Origin of the sequence: Mucilaginibacter sp. R-33 (assembly GCF_049949235.1) — a bacterium.
Taxonomy (GTDB): domain Bacteria; phylum Bacteroidota; class Bacteroidia; order Sphingobacteriales; family Sphingobacteriaceae; genus Mucilaginibacter.
Genome location: NZ_CP188089.1, coordinates 2595371 through 2612944 on the forward strand (window position 1 = coordinate 2595371; position 17574 = coordinate 2612944).

General features: G+C 40.6%; 19 protein-coding genes. 14 read left to right on the plus strand and 5 right to left on the minus strand.

What is annotated here, in order from left to right:
- Positions 1–8 precede the first annotated feature (8 nt).
- Positions 9–1640: a carboxylesterase/lipase family protein gene (locus ACP26M_RS10850; RefSeq protein WP_426588738.1), complete on the minus strand. Its 1632-nt coding sequence runs from the start codon at positions 1638–1640 to the stop codon at positions 9–11.
- Positions 1641–1783: 143 nt separating this feature from the next.
- Between ACP26M_RS10850 and ACP26M_RS10855 the strand changes: the two genes are divergently transcribed.
- From ACP26M_RS10855 to ACP26M_RS10920, 14 genes are all read left to right on the plus strand, one after another.
- Positions 1784–2533, plus strand: coding sequence for an NUDIX hydrolase (locus ACP26M_RS10855; protein ID WP_426588740.1), 750 nt, complete (start codon positions 1784–1786; stop codon positions 2531–2533).
- A 168-nt stretch (positions 2534–2701) separates the two neighbouring features.
- Positions 2702–3136: a VOC family protein gene (locus tag ACP26M_RS10860; protein ID WP_426588742.1), complete on the plus strand. Its 435-nt coding sequence runs from the start codon at positions 2702–2704 to the stop codon at positions 3134–3136.
- A 104-nt stretch (positions 3137–3240) separates the two neighbouring features.
- Entirely contained in the window at positions 3241–3462 is a 222-nt protein-coding gene (locus ACP26M_RS10865; RefSeq protein ID WP_426588744.1) for a hypothetical protein, read from the plus strand.
- Between the two features lie 64 nt (positions 3463–3526).
- Positions 3527–3910, plus strand: a complete 384-nt coding sequence (locus ACP26M_RS10870; RefSeq protein ID WP_426588746.1) for a VOC family protein — start codon at positions 3527–3529, stop codon at positions 3908–3910.
- Between the two features lie 427 nt (positions 3911–4337).
- Positions 4338–4724 (plus strand): response regulator, encoded by a 387-nt coding sequence (locus ACP26M_RS10875; RefSeq protein WP_090525064.1) that lies wholly within the window; start codon positions 4338–4340, stop codon positions 4722–4724.
- Complete coding sequence (locus ACP26M_RS10880; protein ID WP_426588748.1) at positions 4705–5793, plus strand: sugar transferase; 1089 nt, start codon at positions 4705–4707, stop codon at positions 5791–5793. The genes ACP26M_RS10875 and ACP26M_RS10880 overlap by 20 nt, the downstream gene beginning before the upstream one ends.
- A 4-nt stretch (positions 5794–5797) precedes the next feature.
- A complete protein-coding gene (locus ACP26M_RS10885) occupies positions 5798–6481 on the plus strand; it encodes a TolC family protein (protein WP_426588750.1) in 684 nt (227 codons plus the stop codon).
- A 3-nt stretch (positions 6482–6484) separates the two neighbouring features.
- Positions 6485–8650, plus strand: a complete 2166-nt coding sequence (locus tag ACP26M_RS10890) for an exopolysaccharide transport family protein (RefSeq protein ID WP_426588752.1) — start codon at positions 6485–6487, stop codon at positions 8648–8650.
- A gap of 47 nt (positions 8651–8697) precedes the next feature.
- Positions 8698–8835 (plus strand): hypothetical protein, encoded by a 138-nt coding sequence (locus tag ACP26M_RS10895; protein WP_175489921.1) that lies wholly within the window; start codon positions 8698–8700, stop codon positions 8833–8835.
- Positions 8836–8859: 24 nt separating this feature from the next.
- Complete coding sequence (locus ACP26M_RS10900) at positions 8860–10368, plus strand: O-antigen ligase family protein (protein ID WP_426588755.1); 1509 nt, start codon at positions 8860–8862, stop codon at positions 10366–10368.
- A gap of 4 nt (positions 10369–10372) precedes the next feature.
- Positions 10373–10987, plus strand: coding sequence for an acyltransferase (locus ACP26M_RS10905; RefSeq protein ID WP_426588757.1), 615 nt, complete (start codon positions 10373–10375; stop codon positions 10985–10987).
- A 10-nt stretch (positions 10988–10997) separates the two neighbouring features.
- Entirely contained in the window at positions 10998–12335 is a 1338-nt protein-coding gene (locus ACP26M_RS10910; protein ID WP_426588759.1) for a lipopolysaccharide biosynthesis protein, read from the plus strand.
- Positions 12336–12348: 13 nt separating this feature from the next.
- The gene (locus tag ACP26M_RS10915) at positions 12349–13566 is read left to right on the plus strand and encodes a glycosyltransferase family protein (RefSeq protein WP_426588761.1); all 1218 of its coding nucleotides are present in this window, start codon (positions 12349–12351) and stop codon (positions 13564–13566) included.
- 58 nt (positions 13567–13624) lie between these two features.
- Positions 13625–14839 carry a glycosyltransferase gene (locus tag ACP26M_RS10920; protein ID WP_426588763.1) on the plus strand — a complete coding sequence of 405 codons (1215 nt, stop codon included), beginning with the start codon at positions 13625–13627 and terminating at the stop codon, positions 14837–14839.
- Positions 14840–14978: 139 nt separating this feature from the next.
- On the opposite strand, the gene ACP26M_RS10925 is transcribed toward ACP26M_RS10920, so the two are convergent.
- From ACP26M_RS10925 to ACP26M_RS10940, 4 genes are read right to left on the minus strand one after another with little or no spacing between them, the layout of a single operon-like run.
- Positions 14979–15530, minus strand: coding sequence for a hypothetical protein (locus tag ACP26M_RS10925; RefSeq protein WP_426588765.1), 552 nt, complete (start codon positions 15528–15530; stop codon positions 14979–14981).
- Positions 15531–15544: 14 nt separating this feature from the next.
- Positions 15545–15880, minus strand: coding sequence for an STAS domain-containing protein (locus tag ACP26M_RS10930; RefSeq protein ID WP_091167740.1), 336 nt, complete (start codon positions 15878–15880; stop codon positions 15545–15547).
- On the minus strand, positions 15855–17021 hold the full coding sequence (locus ACP26M_RS10935) for a PP2C family protein-serine/threonine phosphatase (protein ID WP_426588767.1): 1167 nt from the start codon (positions 17019–17021) through the stop codon (positions 15855–15857). Before ACP26M_RS10935 ends, ACP26M_RS10930 begins: the two co-directional genes overlap by 26 nt.
- A gap of 10 nt (positions 17022–17031) precedes the next feature.
- Positions 17032–17532 (minus strand): hypothetical protein, encoded by a 501-nt coding sequence (locus ACP26M_RS10940; RefSeq protein ID WP_426588769.1) that lies wholly within the window; start codon positions 17530–17532, stop codon positions 17032–17034.
- Positions 17533–17574: the final 42 nt, after the last annotated feature.

Below are 17574 nucleotides of genomic sequence, written 5' to 3' on the forward strand. Positions count from 1 at the left end.
CTTATTTCTTATTTCATGTAATCTTTATCCAAAAACAGGTAACGCGCACGGTTAACCTCCGGCATTTCCTCGCTTTTAACATCGATATTCATGAACTTAACATTATTGTTATCCTTAATTGCCGACCATTTTGGCAAGCCTGCACCGTTAGGGTTGGCTGTTTTTATGAAGTTGGCAAAGTAGTTTTCCATGGTTTCAGATACTTTAAAGTCATCGGGTGTCCAGGCGTAGGTTTTATTCCCGGCCAGGTTTCCCATGGCATATTCAATTTCTGAAGCATGTGCAGCACCCACCGGCGGTGGCATTTTCGGGGCGGGTTTTGCGGCGTCGCCCTTAACCACACCACCGGCAAGCCCCGGGGTGGCATTCCCCATAGAAGCTACCATGGCCGGGCGCACCCGTGAAAACAGGTACCGGTAAACCGGCTTCCCTCCTGTTTGTACCTGCAGGTCGGCCCATTTCCAGGTGCTGTATACAATGAACCTGTCGCTTGATAGGTCCGTTGCAACTTTGATCACTTCCCCGTCATTGGCAGCCGGGTATAGTTTCAATGCTTCCTCTGCCCTGTCGCCATATAATTGTTTCAGCGTTTTGGTATAATTTTCAAGCGTTGGCGCATCGCCGCGCATCATGAACTGGAATGGCACTTCGGCCGAGTTCCAGCCCACTAACAAAGGAACTTTAGCCTGTTCGCCCGCCATAAAGATCTCAGGCAACGATTTTGGCAACAGGTAATTATCAATAGTGGCCGACATTGGCGGCGTACCGGGTTTAAAAGCATCGTTCAGCAATTGTTCGGCGGGTATGGCCCTCAAATCAGCCAGGGTGTTGGCTTTCTCGTTAGCGGCAAACTTAACGCCGTTTTGTTCGGCATCAGCCAATGGTATAGGGAACAGTGTTGGCTTGATCCCCGCGCCACTCTCGCCGATAGCACCTGCAATCAGGTCTTTTGATAAAGGTGAAGCCATTTGCACCGATACCGAGATAGCCCCCGCCGATTCACCCGCAATGGTAACCCGTTTGGGATCTCCGCCAAAAGCAGCTATATTTTTTTGTACCCAAAGCAAGGCCAGGTGCTGATCAAGGTACCCGTAGTTACCCGACGAATGGTTAGGTGATTCTTTAGTTAATTCGGGATGCGAAAAAAAGCCAAATACACCAAGTCTGTAATTAACAGTTAAAGCAACAATGCCTTTTTTTGCCATGCTTTCACCATCATAGCGCGACTCAGAACCATCACCGGCCATCAAACCCCCGCCGTAAAAATAAACCAGTACAGGCAGTTTCTCTTTGGCTGATTTCGCTGGTGTCCATACGTTAAGGTATAAACAATCTTCGCTCATACCTGACGAACGAAAACCCATATCACCAAAAATGGGCTTCTGCATGGGGTTATGGCAAAAATGATCGGCCTTTAATGTACCCTCCCAGTTTTTGGCGGGCTGAGGCTCCTTCCAGCGCAAATCGCCCACGGGCGGCTGCGCAAACGGAATACCTTTAAAACTTAATACGTTTGATGCTTCGCGAGTGCCCTCAAGCGCACCGTTCTCAACGGTGGTTTTGTTTGCCGATAGCTGCGCCATTACCTTTACCGAGGCAACTTGTGCAAGCAACAGCATTACTAAAATTGGTTTCTTCATTACTGGTATTTGGTTAGTCTGGTTTAATTGATGGATATTTTTGAGGTCCGACCCTTATTGTATCAATTTGTTACAATAATAAATTATTTTTCGATGGCTGTCAATTTTTTTTATTTACTTGTGCCTTTGTTTTATTACGATACATGAATAAAGAGTTTCACCAACTGGAAAATAACATCGCGGGCGACGGTTTTCTACCAGGCCTTGCTATAGATACAGTTATTTTTGGTTTTCATGACAACCAATTAAAAGTATTGCTGCTGGCTTATAAAAATACCGGGCTATATGCGCTTCCCGGCGGCTTTATTCATGATAATGAGGATGTGAACGAAGCGGCGCGGCGGGTACTTCAAAGCCGAACGGCTTTAACCAACATATACCTGGAACAGTTTTATGTTTTTGGCAATTACAGCCGGTATGAGCCCGGGCCGCTTAAAGCCATCATGCAGGCCCGTGGCTATAGCCCGCCGGCTGATCACTGGTTATTAAAGCGTTTTATTTCGGTAGGATACTATGCGCTGGTTGATTTTACCAGGGCAATCCCAACACCCGATGAAATATCTGATAGCTGCGACTGGTACAGTCTGAATGAACTGCCTGTGCTGATGCAGGACCATCAGCAAATTATTAATAAAGCACTGAAAACCCTGCAGAACGAGCTTGACCAAAAGCTGATAGGTTTTAACCTCATGACCGAGGAATTTACCATGGGCGACCTGCAATCGCTCTACGAAACTATTCTTAACAAAAAACTGATCCGCGCTGCTTTTCAGCGTAAAATGCTGGGGCTGGGTATTTTGGAGCGAGTGGCAAAAAAATGGACCGGTGGCGCGCATAAGGCGCCATACCTATATAGGTTTGTTTCGAACAGGCTGCCGGCGGATAATAGTTAAAACCGTCAATACTCTATTTATTGATCTATTTGTGTGTGTGTTTGTGAGGAAACAATGTCGCAATTAACCCCTTAACATGTCTTGATAGCCCCCTCCTATGTTAAGGTACAAGACTTAATTTTACTTTCATAAAATCACACAATTATAAATCTATAAAAACATCACATCATGTTAGCTATCAATCCTTATTTAAATTTTAACGGTAATACCGAAGAAGCTTTTAATCACTACAAGTCAGTATTCGGCGGTGAGTTTGCAATGATTATGCGCTTTAAAGATTCGCCTGCGGCTGCCAATACGCCCGAAAAGGATCAGGATAAGCTTATGCATATTGCACTCCCCCTTGCAAATGGCAGCATGCTGATGGGCACAGATGCAATTGGCGAAGGAGGCATGCCATTCGTAACCATGGGTAATAACTTTTCGCTTACCATCAGTGCCGAATCAAGAGAGGAAGCAGACAAATTGTATAGTGGTTTAGCCGAAGGCGGTAATGCTGTTTCGCCTATGCATGATGAGTTCTGGGGCGATTATTTTGGCTGGCTTACCGACAGGTTTGGCATAAACTGGATGATCACACACAATCCTAACGCCACCAAATAATTTATTGATTTTTCAGGGGAGCGGATGAACCAATCACCGTTCCCTAAAAATCAAACATTTCTATTGTTCAATCAAAGGTTTTAGGCACAAACCAAAACAGGCTTATGATAGTAGAAGTTTTTAAAACCAATGTAAATAAACGCCGCCAGGCTAATATGCTTTTAAATGCCATCCACACCACGTTTGGCAACCATAAAGCCAATTTCGATCTTGATGATTGTGACCGGATTTTGCGGGTACAGTGCGACAGCGGTACATTATGCGCCTATTCGCTCATTAATTTTTTAAAGGAATTAGGTTGCCGTGCCGAGGTTTTGGAAGACTAAACTCACTTTTACAAAACAAATTATTAAAAAGCAAGGTAGTATCAGTAACATAAAGCCAATTATCATGTTAAAAGACAGCAAAGCATTCAGCGGATTTTCGGTAGATGATACAGCTAAAGCCAGGGCGTTTTATGCTGATGTACTTGGTTTAGATGTAAGTAATGTACCCGAAATGCAAGGTTTACTTAACCTTAATATTACAGGCAGTACCCCAATATTAATATACACTAAGCCCAACCATACCCCGGCTACCTTCACCATTTTGAATTTCCCGGTTGATGATGTGGAAAAAACAATTGACGAACTCAGCGCGCGCGGCGTTAAATTTGAGATTTATAACCAGGAGAATTTTAAGACAAACGAAAAAGGCCTTTTTCTTGACGGCGGCCCCAAAATAGCCTGGTTTAAAGACCCTGCCGGAAATTTTTTATCCGTAATAGAAAAGTAGCGCTATAAATACCTATACCCGGTATAAAATTAAATCCCATTTTGGGGAATTACAGCTACCCGCCGTGGGAATAAATTCCTCGACGGTTGTTAACTTTCCGTTAATATCGCAATTTTTCACAACCATTTTATATATTAACCGTATAAAAGCCTACTAAGCCTTTGATTTCGGCTGTTTTTTTATTTGAGGAATGTTTTTTGCATACCATTACAATGAAAAACAAAACGTGTTAATTGTCAGGCTATTTATTTTATACTTAGCTGTTAGTTAAAAACGGCTAATAAACCATTTCCTTTTCATTAATAACATTTATTAAATTTATATTTTTTTTGACATATCAGCATTTACAATAAATAATAATAACATACAACAAACTGATTAATAAAATACTTGCTTCTCTTTTATAAACAACCCCAATTAATTAAGTATGAAAAGAACGCTACTTATAGTTGATGACGACTTGAGTATCCTAAAACTGCTCAACTTCATTCTATCAAAAGAATATGATATTGTAGTTAAAAATAACGGCATCGAAGCTTTTAGCTGGCTCGAAGATGGCAACATGCCCGAATTGATTATATCCGACCTCCAGATGCCTTATTTTGACGGCCAATCTTTTATTAAGAACGTAAAGATCAGTGGCTTTTATCGTGAAATTCCTGTTATATTGCTATCGGCCGCCCATGATCTTGATGCCCAGGTAAGTAACATGCCCTTTAAGGTTGATGCCTACATTCACAAGCCGTTTAACCCAACTGCATTAAAAACAGCCATTAATCAAGTTTTACAAGTTTATGAATCACCAAACATCTGATTGGAACGAAAGTTCAGGTTCTAATATCAGGGTAGCCTACGCCGGCACCGAGTTTAAGGAAATAATTTCTGCTGGGCTAAATGAAGGCTTTAAAATTGCGTACAACAACTCTATTGACCAACTGAATGATTATTTAGGCGAGCAATCTATTTTATCCGTTCCTGATATTATTTTGGTTGAAGTTGATGCTGAAGGTAAATGGATTAAAATGGTTGAAGAAGTTAAGCAAAGCTTTCTTCTCAATGGTTTAATTATTGTGCTCCTTTCATCACAAAATGATAAAACTTTAAGGCAAAAAGCCATTAAATTAAAGGTGCATGACTTTTATGGCGAACCGTTTGCCATAAGTGACCTGCGCGAAAGGCTTAACTTTTTAGTACGCTTTAAACTGATAAAGCCAAAATTGCTTGAGCTTTCAAAAGTAGTTGATACGACTTATAAAATGCCGGCAGGTAAGCGCCTCATCGACCTGGTAATTTCGGGCGGTATGATGTTTGTATTATCCCCTATTATGCTAATAGTTGCTATTTTGATTAAGCTGGACTCAAAAGGTCCTGTATTTTACAAAAGCAAACGCGTAGGTACAGGTTATAAAGTATTTGATTTTTATAAGTTCAGGTCGATGCGTACAGATGCAGACCAACTGCTGGCCAAGTTATCTGCCGAAAATAATCAATATGCCGCCGAAGGCGGTGACAATAAAGTTGCCTTTGTTAAAATCAAGAATGATCCACGTATTACTAAGCTGGGTAATTTCTTACGCAATTCAAGTCTTGATGAATTACCGCAATTATTCAATATACTACGGGGCGATATGTCGGTAGTTGGTAACAGGCCGTTGCCTTTATATGAGGCCGAGATGCTTACCTCTAACGAGTGGTCGATGCGTTTTCTTGGCCCTGCCGGTTTAACGGGCTTATGGCAGATCAGCAAGCGCGGTAAGGAAGACATGTCTGAACGTGAAAGGAAAAAATTAGATAATTTTTATGCCCAGAAATATTCTATTTGGTTAGATTTAAAAATTATTGCCGGTACAGTACCCGCATTATTCCAAAAAGAAAAAGTATAACTATATGCCCCTGAAACTGACGCTCATTTATATTTTTATAATTACTCTTTTATTTACCACCCGCGTACATGCGCAGCAAACTTCATTTATAAGTGACATTAACTATCCTTTTCTTGAAAAACTGGTAGCAACTGCAAAAAAAAATTACCCTGAAGTAAAATCCCGTCAAAGTCAGGTAAATGCAGCCAAAGCCGTTTATAACTCAGCTGTGTTTTCATGGCTCGATGGTTTAACTGCATCTTACATTTATAGTCCGCAAACATCTATCAACATTTCGCAGCCAACCATATTTAAAGGTTATCAAATAAGCCTGTCGCTAAACATAGGACACCTGTTTTCGAGGCCGGGAGTTATCAGGCAAACGAAAGAAATTTACAAAGCAGCAGAGTTTCAACAGGCCGAGTATATGTTAAGCCTTGAAGCTCAGGTTAAACGCTATTACTTTGCTTATCTGGCAGCACAGGCCGAACTAAGGCTGCGGGCAAATGCCGTAATTGATGCCGAAAGTGCTGTTAAGCAATTAAAATACGCATTTCAAAAAGGCGAAACAACTTTTCAGATCTATAATGAACAGCTTACCACCTTATACAGCCAAAACGCCTTTAAAGTACAAGCTGAATTATCGACATTTACAGCCAAAACCAATCTTGAAGAATTATTGGGTACTAAATTAGAAGACGTTAAGTAAAAGATGGAGATAGGCAATTTTTTCAATCTGCTAAAGAAATACAGAACTGTACTGATAATAATACCGCTTGTAGCAGTAATCACTTCTTTTTTCCTGGTAAAAAACTTACCTGATAATTACCAGTCGCATGCGGAAATAGCCACCGGCATAGTTGACGCCTCCAGCCATCTTCTTGATCAGGATCCGACAACGAACGTACAAGAGCAACAGGTTTATCGCGAATTCAGTAACCTCATGGCGATCATGAAGCTAAAGAAACTTATTGACCAGGTTTCTTATTCGCTCATGATCCATGACCTGAGCGATCCTTATCCCTTTCGTAAACAAAGTAAGGAATTACTTGAATTGCGGCCTTATGAAAAGGATAACGTATTAGCGATTTTTAAAAAGAAATTTGCCACCCTTCAACCGTTATCTGTTTATGATAAAACCGAGAACTCACTTATTGGTTTGCTCAGGTCAATGAAATACGATGAGCGTAACATCGTAAAAGACCTGCTAATTTACCGTGAAGAAAGCAGTGATTTTATTTCTGTAAGTTTTAATTCAGAAAACCCTCAGCTTTCGGCGTTTGTAGTGAATACATTATGCAAACAGTTTATCGACTATTATACCCAAAGCGTAAAGCAAAATGAATCAAATGCAGTAAATTTTTTATCAAATCTGTTAGATACCAAACGTAAGGCGCTGAGTGAAAAAACCAGCGAATTACAGCAATATAAAATTCAAAACGGTGTATTGAACCTGGATGAGCAGTCCAAAGCGATTTTTAGCCAGATCATGACTTACAATGACAGAAAATTGCAGGCCGAAAAGGATGTAATATCCAATCAGGGCGCCATTGATGCTATCGTCCGAAAGTTCTCACCCGATGAAAGGAAATATGTTGAGTCGATAACCAACAAATACAACCAGGCTATCATTTCCACTCAGGACCAATTGCATATACTCGAAGATCAGTATGTACGCAGCGGGTTTAATAATAAATATAAAGAATCTCTTGATTCGTTACAGAAACAGCTCTCAAATCAGGTAAATTTAACATCTGATAAATACATTACCAATCCGCTTGTGGCCAAAGAGGATCAGGTTAAACAAAAGCTTGGTCTTGAGATTTCCCGCGATCTGGCTAAATACAGCGTTAAATCAATAAATGACGAGCTCACAAACCTTAATGCTAAATTCTCCCGCCTGGTTCCGTTTGATGCGAAAGTAAAAACCCTTTATTTTGATATTGATATTGCAGGTAAAGAATACCTTGATGTATTGAACAAATACAATGAAACTAACCTGCGTTCAAGCATTTCAATAAAACTGGTCCAGATTGAGATGGCCCAGCCGGACGTGGCCCAACCTTCAAAAAAAATGCTGCTTATTATATTAAGCGGCATGGGCAGTTTATTTGCCTGTCTCTTCTGGCTGTTCGTATTATTTTACATTGATGATACCATTAAAAGCCCTACCGAACTGGTTAATAAAACCCAGCTACCGTTATTAGGCTATCTGAATAAGATCAGCGGTGAGAATCTCGATCTGCGCAAGCTGTGGGATGTGGAGCACCGTGAAAAAATGAAAACCTTTAAAGAGCTGTTGCGCTCTATACGGTTTGAGATTGACCAGGAATTAAAAGGTGAAAAAATTTTAGCCATAACAAGCATTGAGCCTGGCGAAGGTAAAACACTGCTGGCGATAAGCTTGGCGTACTCTTACTCCATGATTAACAAAAGAGTGTTGTTAATTGATGGCAACTTCAATAACGCCACGATAAGTAATACCGCTCAGCCGCAGGTATACCTTGAAGATTATTTTAAAAACAGCCAATTTGGCCAACCCGAGCTCAGCAGTTCAAACACTACCGTTTTAGGCAACCGCGGAGGTGATGTAACCCTGCTTGAAATTGGCAGCGAAGGCTTTGTTAAGAGCAAATTTGACGAGCTGCGGACTAAATACGATATTGTGATTATTGATACTGCCCCACTTACCGCGCTTAATAAATCCAAAGAATGGTTATTGTTTGCAAACAAAACAATAGCTGTATTTGAAGCCAACAGGAAAATAAACAATATTCAGAAACAGCACATAACCTATTTAAAAGGGTTCGAAAACAAGTTTGCCGGCTGGGTACTCAATAAAACCGAATACAATCAGAACAAAGAAAAACGCTCCTAATTGAACGAAGCGCGCAACACCGGTTCATATACTTAACGTTACTTAAAATGAGAATTGACCCTCCCAAACCTAAAAAGGATCCGTTTGGAGATTTAAGTCCGCTTCAAAAAAAAACACGCAAAGCGGCTATAGTATTTGCGTTTATCAGTGTATTTGTATGGGCTGTGAAGATCTTGTTCCTGTAAATTTATAAAAAGAGTTACTACTTCATGCGCAATGAACCAACAGGTAATACTGAAATTAAACAAAACTTTTGGAAAGCGCTTCTGATTCAAAAGTTTTCGCATCCGTTTGCCCTGTTTTTTCTGCTGATTATCTCACTTGTGATAAGTTTTTTAACCTATAAGCTTGGATTTATAGGCGTAGGTGCTGTTTTAGCGATAACTATAGGTTTACCCATTGTATTTGCCATTACCGTTTATCCTGAATTCGGAATTTGCGCGCTGATCATAGGTGCATTTTTCATCAGTTACATTGCTGAATTATTACCAAGCGGAGTACCCATCGGTACATTGATGGATGTAACCACCTATCTGCTTATCCTTGGTTTTTTTATAAAACAGCGCACCGAACAAAACTGGACCTATTTTAAAAATCCTATCAGCTACATGATATTGGTATGGCTGGCTTACAATATGTTTGAGTTTGTAAACCCTGCAGCCGCATCGCGGCTTGCCTGGATTTATACCGTTCGGACTGTGGGTTTCATTATGCTGATGTACTTTGTTTTTGTTTACCAGATCCGCACGGTAAAGTTTATAAAAACGCTTTTAAAGCTTTGGTTATTGCTGGATATACTGGCGGGAATTTCTGCTTTTCAACAAGAAAATATAGGTTTTTTTTCATTCGAGCGCCGATACCTGTATTCTGACCCTACCCGTGTAAGCTTGTTGTTCATCAACGGTCATATGCGTAAATTTGCCATCTTCTCTGACCCTGTTACATTTTCATACAACATGGTTATAGGCGCATTGCTCTGTGTTGTGCTTATCATGGGCAAATTACCTGTCAAACGCAAAATATTACTGGGCTTTATCGCCGCTTTCTTCTTATATGTTATGCTCTATTCCGGTACAAGAGCTGCCTATGTATTGGTACCGGGAGCGCTTTCCATGCTGGCCGTTTTAAACTTCAACAAACGGGTTTTATTTTTCACCCTTGTGGCAGGAGGCATGCTCGGCATTTTGATAGTAATGCCGACCTCCAACCCATTGATCAAGCGGTTTCAAACAGCTTTTAACCCATCCGATGACGCATCTTACAACGTCCGTGCTGAAAATCAAAGGAGGATCAAGCCTTATATCCTTTCCCACCCTATTGGTGGCGGCTTAGGTTCTGTAGGCGTTTGGGGCCGTAAGTTCTCACCAAATTCCATGTTAGCCAAATTCCCGCCCGACAGTGGTTATGTGCGCGTAGCTGTTGAAATGGGCTGGCTCGGGCTCATCTTATTTTGTACACTGTTTTTTGTGGTGCTTAAAACGGGGATAAACTTTTACTTCAGTATCAAAAACCCTGAACTTAAAAACTACTGCCTGGCTATGTTGCTGATCTTGTTCGCATTCAATATTGGTAACTTTCCGCAGCAGGCTATCGTTCAATACCCATCAAACATCCTGTTCTACCTGGCCATATCCATCCTTGTAGTATGCAAGCGCCTTGACAACCAGGAGCAGGAGCGATTAAAAAAAAATAGTACAGGGACAATACTAATTAATTAAGCAGATGTCATTTGTATCCTCCATAAAAGCAAATCCCAAATTAAAAAAATTAGTCCACTGGATGCTTATTCCGCCCGGACAGTCGAGGCCAAGGCTTTGGGTTAGGCTGATACTTAACCGCTTTTTCCATCACCGGGGTAAAAACAGTGTAGTAAGATTTAATGCACGGATGGACCTTTTTCCGTTTAACAAGTTTTCCCTTGGCGCAAAAAGTATTGTGGAAGACTTCGCTGTGATCAATAACGGCGTTGGCGATGTATTTATCGGCGAAGGATCAGGCGTTGGCATCAGTACGGTAATAATTGGCCCGGTTAAAATAGGCAATTTCAGCATGACAGCGCAGCATGTTGTAATATCCGGCCTTAATCATGGCTATCAGGACGTAAGTATACCGCCACGCCATCAAAAAGTAACCACCCAACAAATTACTATTGATGATAATGTTTGGATAGGTGCTAATTGTGTGGTAACCGCCGGTGTAACTATAGGTAAACATTCGGTTATTGGGGCTGGCAGTGTGGTTACAAGGGATATCCCGCCTTATTCGGTAGCAGTTGGCAATCCCGCCAAAGTAATAAAACAATATAATTTTACAACACAATTGTGGGAGAAAGCGTAAAACATGATACATGAGTTTATTTAAAAAATTAATAAACAAACACACGCTTTCACTGGCAACCAACGCCGTATTACCGGTTTTGGGAATGGTAATATTATCACTGCTGGCCCGCCGCTTAAGTAAACCCGCCTTTGGCAACTATGTGTTTTTCCAGATTGTATTTACACTGGCCGATACCTTTCGTACGGGTTTTCTGCAAACATCGGTCATAAAATTTTATTCGGGCTCTACACCCGAAAAAATGAAAAACATATCAGGCTCTGCCTGGTACCTGGGTTTTATGGTCACCTGCGCATTTGCCGTCGTAAATCTCCTGATCTATCTTATTTACACAAATCCGGATGCTGATATAGGTGTTACGCTTAAATGGTTTAGCTTCATTTATTTCTGCACACTCCCCTCGGCAGTGAGCCTTTGGACCCTCCAGGCCGAAGAGCGCTTTGATAAAATGTTCACCTTGCAATTAATGAACCAGGGAGGTTTTCTGGCGCTGGTGGTTGCCGTTGCCGTTGCAGGCAAATCAAACTTTGAAACAACTATATATTGTTACTTTACAGCTAACCTGTTAAGCAGCGTTATTTGCATTATTACAGGCTGGGCTAAGGTAAAAACCATAGCATACAAAAACTGGGCTACAATAAAACAAATGGCCCATTTTGGTAAATACAGTGTAGGCACATCTATAAGTTCGTACCTGCTCAGGAGCTCCGATACGTTTATCGTAAAGCCTATGTTCAGCCCCGATCTGTTGGCTGTTTACTACATTCCGCAACGACTTATGGAGATTTTTGAAATCCCGCTAAGGGCTTTCATTTCTACCGCATTGCCGGTAATGTCGGCAGCTGTACAGCGCGGCGATCAAAAATATGTCACCTACATCATGAAAAAATATGCGGGCATGCTTACCATAGCGCTTACCCCTATCGCTGTTATCTGTTTCGTTGCTGCTGACCTTATTATTGGACTCCTCTTCGGTGCAAAATACCAGCATTCTGATGCAGGCAATATCTTCAGGATTTTTATGTGTTATGTAATGCTGTTGCCTATCGACAGGTTTTTCGGGATCACCCTTGACATCATTAACAAACCACATCTTAACATGATCAAAGTGTTCCTGATGCTAACAGTTAACGTAATAGGCGATTTTACGGGGATTCTCATATTCCACAACCTGTATGCGGTAGCAGTTGCTTCTATCTTTACCTTTGCTACCGGCGCTATATTTGGGTACTGGGCATTAAAAAAACATCTTCAGTTTAAAATATCCGACATCTTTGTCTTAGGCTACATCGAACTAAAAGAGCTTATAGGTGTTGTGATGGGCAAAATAAGTAAAACGACTAACTGAATAATTAAGTTATATGGAGCTAAAAAATCGGCATATCGTAATATTTTCGCAAATGCAGTTTGATAGCCGCCTCGAATCAACAAACTATACTATGGCCAAACATTTGGCCAAAGATAACTACGTGTATTATGTTGACAGGCCGTACACCTGGAAAGATTATATCCAGTTTAAAAATACGCCGGGCTATAAGGCCCGCAAGCCGCACTTCTTTTCTCCCAAAAATAGTTTTATCCAAACAGAAATCCCTAATTTAAAGATCATCATTACGCCTCCGGTCCCGTCGATTAATTCGTTACCCGAAGGAGCTGTCTATCGGCTGGCCGTGAAGGTGAACGAACGAATTGTAGCGGCGAGGCTCAATGAAATTATTAAGAGCCTTAACATAAAGGACTACATCTTTATCAACTCCTATGCGTTTTACTACCCAACCATGCACCGGTTGTTGAAATTGAAACCATTATTGAAAGTTTATCATTGCGTTGATCCCCTTATTGAGGAATACCAGATCCGTCATGGGCTCATATCCGAAGATATATTGGTGAAAGATATGGACCTGGTGATCAGCACCAGTAAAGAGTTGCGCAATGCAAAAGCAAAACTTAACCCTAACTCGTACTTCGTACCAAATGCAGCCGACATCGGCCATAGTCAAAAAGCGCTGGATCCGGCGTTGCCTGTGGCAGATATCCTTTTTGATATCCCTAAACCGATAATCGGTTATTTCGGCAATATTGAACGACGTATTGATTATAATTTATTAACACAGCTACTCGAACAAAACCCCGATAAAAACTTTGTATTTGTAGGGCCGGTTGGTAAAGATTATGAGAATAATCCTGCTTTTAACGCGCCTAATATTTTCAAAAAAGGAGCAGTACCCTATGAGCAGTTGCCTGCTGTGCTTAAGGGATTTGATGTTGCTATTATCCCCTTCAAAAAAGATGATGTAAGCAGTTCCATTTTCCCGCTTAAGTTATTTGAATACCTGGGATCGGGCCGGCCGGTAGTGATCACTGATTTTAACGAAGATTTAGAAGAGTTTACCGGCGACAGCGTATATATCTGCAAAAATGTTGATGAATTTTCTGCTGCCCTTAATTTATCGTTAAACGACACTCCTTTTTTACAACAAAAAAGATTAAAAATAGCCGCACAAAATACATGGGAGCACCGTATAACAGAGATCAAAAGTTTGCTGGCAACAAATTTGAACAATAAACGGAAAAGTTAATTTTTAATAATACAAACCTGCTGCTAATTAATACAAACAGGGTTTAGCAATAAAACACATGGAAATCATTAAATTCATAGCATCCCTAATCGCCATTTTGCTGTTTATATACCTTGGTGTATATAGCCTGTACCTGTTTGTATTTTCGGTACTCGGAAAATTAATCCCTATCAAACCGCCTGCTACAGCCACCGCACTCAGTAAATTCATAGTTTATATCTGCGCTTATAAAGAAGATGAAATTATTTTAAACTCGGCGGCGGCGGCACTAACTATCGATTACCCTAAAGAAATGTTCACGGTTTGTGTGATAGCCGACTCCATGAAGCCTGAGACTATTGTTAAATTAAAGCAGATGCCTTTGCAGGTAGTAGAGGTGGTTTTTGAAACCAGCACCAAATCAAAGGCGCTGAACAAAGCCATTGAAAATACAGCAGCCGGTTTTGATGCCGCGGTTGTTTTTGACATTGATAACATTGCCGCGCCCGATTACCTATACCAGATCAACAACTATTTACAAGCAGGTCACCGGGTGGTGCAGGGCCATAGGGTAGCAAAAAACTCAAACACACAGGTAGCAATACTTGATGCTGTGAGCGAAGAAGTTAACAATCATATTTTCAGAAAATCGCAGCAGTTGTTTAATTTTTCGGCAGCCATTATAGGTTCGGGGATGGCCTTGGAGTACAGCCTGTTTGTAAATGTAATGTCGCGTATTGATGCCGTGGGCGGGTTTGACAAGGAAATGGGCTTATTATTGACCCGTGATAAGATCTATGTTGCTTATGCAGAAAAAGCGTATATCTACGATGAAAAAGTGAGTAACCCCGCAGTGTTTGAAAAGCAGCGTAAGCGCTGGCTTTCAGCTCAGTTTAACTTGCTTAAAAAGTATGGAGCTACCGCGCCGGCCCAATTTTTCCGCGGCAATTTTGATTACGTGAATGAGATTTATCAGATGGCCATTCTGCCGCGCGTATTAATGCTTGGCCTGATGCCTTTTATGCTATTGATCTCTTTTTTTACTCCGGGCATAGGCCCGCATTGGCATTTGTGGCTTGGGGCAACAGTGGCTTGTTACCTTGGTATCTTAGTTGCCATACCAACATCGTTTTATAATAGAAAACTTTTAGAAGCCATGCTTAAACTGCCGCTTATATTTTTTACCATGTTTTTACTGCTGTTTAAGTTAAAAGGAGCAAACAAAAAGTTTATTCATACACCGCACGATAATGCTCCTGCAGAACCGGTAAACGAAGAGACAGCTGTGAAATAGCGAAAACGAGTGTGATAATTAATTGCCCAATAATATAATTACTTTGCCGAAAGTCGTTCTCCCGGTCGCTGTAGTTCGCCACCCATGTAAAATTTTTCTTACCCCATCAAGAAACACTTCAGAAATTACGCAGAAATGCCTAACGCTGTTTAAGTTCAATTATCGAGGTAAAAGTATTTACGCCTGTATCAGGTTTATGTTTGTAGTTAAACGCATCGCTGGCACGTGCAATGATCATCAGGCCATAATGTTCATTTAATCCCATAATGGTTTCCTTGTTAATATACCTTACATCAAGGTCTTCGGTAAAAAACTCTAATTGGTTACTGTTTTTCACCCGCCCTTTTAATGTACCGAAGTCATCGCCATAAATAGCAATTTCATTTTGGGCAAATTTGCTGTGCGTTAACGGCCATGTTAACAATGCCTGCCTGGTATTAATTTGCAGCGGCCTTCCCTTATCCTGTTTACTTATATATAATTTGTTGTTTTTTAGATCGATCCCGATCCTGGTAACATCATCTCCCATGTGCTTGAGCGAATTGGTAAGCAGTTCAATCAGGATGGTTTTTATCCTGAAGCCGGCATCGTCATCAACTATATCTTTTGCTATGTTTTGGATATAGTTAATGATCTGGACGGTTAAAGGATAAATACCTTCGGTTTCATTGTTAAAAACAAATTTTTTCAAGGTAGTAAATTCGTTTATGCCCCAGTTAAAGCCTCCTGTGTATTTGTATAGATCCTGAACACCTTATCAAGCCGCACCAATTGAAACAAGGACCTGATGTCATTATTTAAGCCAACTACGGCAATGTCTCCCCCGCTGTTCATGGCCAGTTTAAGAGCCGATACCAATGCGCCTAAAAAAGAACTGTCAACATATATTACCTGTTCAAAGTTTACAATAACATACTTATTTCCTTTATTGATCAGGCTCATCAGTTCCGACTTAAATTGTTCAGCATTTCCCAAATTCGCCTCTTTAAGCAGGATATCCGCAATTAATGCATTATTAAGCAGATGTGTTTGTAATATCATTTAGCTGTTTTTTTTGAATAAATATTAAACTGCAGTCATCAATTTGTTCTCTCGCTTTTTCGTTCAAAAAGCCATCGTGTTTTAAGGTTGCAAATGAATTGGTTTTACCAAGATATTTTTCAATCTCATCAATAAAACTGTTCAGATCGGTTTTCTTTCCTGCCGGTGTCTCTTTATCTATCAATCCATCTGTTATCATGATCAACTGATCACCAGGCAGCATGGTAAATAAATGTTCATCAAAGCCGCCCTCTTTACTAATCCCCAGCAACAAGCCTGATGAGCTAATCCTGTTAAGTTTATTTTCCCTGGAGCTAAAATACAACAGCGGCAAGTCGCCTGCGCCGGTATAACTTAGCGTTTCATTCTCCGGATCGATTCTGACAAGTGAAAGTGTCGACAACACGTCGCTCACAATCGGGTCATGATAAATTACAGAGTTTATTTTTTGCATGATACTTTTGGTTGATATGTCCCCTTCCGAAACACATATCCTTACAGCGGCCCTTATATAGCTCAGATAGCCGAATGAAAAAAACCATGCTCCCCATTTTTTGCCCATCACATCGCCCAGGATAATAAAAGTATACCTGTTATTTATAGTTAACACATCAATAAAATCTCCGCCCGGGTAATTCTCAAACGATTTATGCCAGAAATCTATTTCAAAGCCATTAATACGGGGTATTTCCTGCGGAACGGAATACAAATTTAAGGCTATTGCGGCGCTGCTCAGCTCCCTGATCGTGTGTTCGTGGCGTTCGCGGATGCTGTTCAAAAAATTATTGATCTTTGAGATAATGACCACAATGGGTGTATCCTTATCAATGTAGTCAATAGCATCAAGACTGATCCCCGCTATCATGTGAGCGTGATCGGTAACTGATGTTAAAAACATAAAGGGGATATTTTTATACTCAGGTATAGTCATTAAATGCTGCCTGAATGCAAAACCATCTGTACCGGGCATTTGATAATCAGACAAAATCAAATCGGGGATCTCATTTTCAAGCGCCGTCATAGCTTCCTCTACATTACCTGCCTTGCGGCTAATAAAACCCTCTTTTTCCAAAGCCTGCCCTATAACCATCAAAATCAGCGGGCTATCATCAACCAGGAGTATTTTTGGACGTTTCGGCATATTAGTGAGTTCAGGCGTTAATTTTTCGGAGTAGGGCATTTATAAACAAATATACACCCGATAATACTATTAACACCGATATAACATCCATTAAAGTTATACCGTCGTCTTTTGAAAAATAAAAAATGGTAAACATTTCAAAATATGGCGGTGCAGGCATGATGATCATGGCTAAACCAAGTATGATCATGGTAACCGCAATTGCTACCAAAACCATACGTTTTATTCTTTCATGCAGCAAGTATTTCTTCGATTCTCGGCTATCAACCTGATGTTGGGTAAGTAAAAATTCCAGGTTTGTTACCATATCGAGCCGGCTTTGCTCCTGGTCTAACCCACTAAAAGCATCAAATTTTTGCGGGTTAGAATTACTTTCGACGGCATTATTTATTTTTTGCTGTATGGCTTTAACAAGTTCTTTATCAATATTCCCCTTTTTCAGCAATTGTATAAGCTCATCTGCTTTTATGGTAAGCAGTGACTCATCATTATTGGGTTGGTTATTATTCAAAGGAATATAGTGATATAATTGGTTAACTTTTACTCATATTAG

Bases quoted from the DNA above. Each gene is read 5' to 3' on its own strand.
- ACP26M_RS10910 (WP_426588759.1), top strand. From the start codon at position 10,998: ATGAGTTTATTTAAAAAATTAATAAACAAACACACGCTTTCACTGGCA.
- ACP26M_RS10935 (WP_426588767.1), bottom strand. From the start codon at position 17,021: ATGCCGAAACGTCCAAAAATACTCCTGGTTGATGATAGCCCGCTGATT.
- ACP26M_RS10895 (WP_175489921.1), top strand. From the start codon at position 8,698: ATGAGAATTGACCCTCCCAAACCTAAAAAGGATCCGTTTGGAGATTTA.
- ACP26M_RS10890 (WP_426588752.1), top strand. From the start codon at position 6,485: ATGGAGATAGGCAATTTTTTCAATCTGCTAAAGAAATACAGAACTGTA.
- ACP26M_RS10905 (WP_426588757.1), top strand. From the start codon at position 10,373: ATGTCATTTGTATCCTCCATAAAAGCAAATCCCAAATTAAAAAAATTA.
- ACP26M_RS10915 (WP_426588761.1), top strand. From the start codon at position 12,349: ATGGAGCTAAAAAATCGGCATATCGTAATATTTTCGCAAATGCAGTTT.
- ACP26M_RS10860 (WP_426588742.1), top strand. From the start codon at position 2,702: ATGTTAGCTATCAATCCTTATTTAAATTTTAACGGTAATACCGAAGAA.
- ACP26M_RS10850 (WP_426588738.1), bottom strand. From the start codon at position 1,640: ATGAAGAAACCAATTTTAGTAATGCTGTTGCTTGCACAAGTTGCCTCG.
- ACP26M_RS10880 (WP_426588748.1), top strand. From the start codon at position 4,705: ATGAATCACCAAACATCTGATTGGAACGAAAGTTCAGGTTCTAATATC.
- ACP26M_RS10855 (WP_426588740.1), top strand. From the start codon at position 1,784: ATGAATAAAGAGTTTCACCAACTGGAAAATAACATCGCGGGCGACGGT.
- ACP26M_RS10865 (WP_426588744.1), top strand. From the start codon at position 3,241: ATGATAGTAGAAGTTTTTAAAACCAATGTAAATAAACGCCGCCAGGCT.
- ACP26M_RS10900 (WP_426588755.1), top strand. From the start codon at position 8,860: ATGCGCAATGAACCAACAGGTAATACTGAAATTAAACAAAACTTTTGG.
- ACP26M_RS10920 (WP_426588763.1), top strand. From the start codon at position 13,625: ATGGAAATCATTAAATTCATAGCATCCCTAATCGCCATTTTGCTGTTT.
- ACP26M_RS10875 (WP_090525064.1), top strand. From the start codon at position 4,338: ATGAAAAGAACGCTACTTATAGTTGATGACGACTTGAGTATCCTAAAA.
- ACP26M_RS10870 (WP_426588746.1), top strand. From the start codon at position 3,527: ATGTTAAAAGACAGCAAAGCATTCAGCGGATTTTCGGTAGATGATACA.
- ACP26M_RS10930 (WP_091167740.1), bottom strand. From the start codon at position 15,880: ATGATATTACAAACACATCTGCTTAATAATGCATTAATTGCGGATATC.
- ACP26M_RS10885 (WP_426588750.1), top strand. From the start codon at position 5,798: ATGCCCCTGAAACTGACGCTCATTTATATTTTTATAATTACTCTTTTA.